A 248-nucleotide genomic window follows, 5' to 3' on the forward strand; every position below is an offset into this window, starting at 1 on the left:
CCCAACAACTAGTGTCCATCGTTTACGGCGTGGACTACCAGGGTATCTAATCCTGTTCGCTCCCCACGCTTTCGTCCATGAGCGTCAGTATATACGTAGTAGACTGCCTTCGCAATCGGTATTCTAAGTAATATCTATGCATTTCACCGCTACACTACTTATTCTATCTACTTCCGTATAACTCAAGTCAACCAGTATCAAAGGCAGTTCCATAGTTAAGCTATGGGATTTCACCTCTGACTTAATTG

At 43.5% G+C, this 248-nt stretch carries 1 rRNA gene; it reads right to left on the reverse strand.

Features of this window, described 5'->3' with window-relative positions:
- Positions 1 to 248 (reverse strand): 16S ribosomal RNA (locus tag OU788_RS12815); the annotation flags it as partial.

The sequence above is a fragment of the Tenacibaculum sp. L6 genome, from assembly GCF_028823685.1.
In the GTDB taxonomy this organism is placed as follows: Bacteria; Bacteroidota; Bacteroidia; order Flavobacteriales; family Flavobacteriaceae; genus Polaribacter.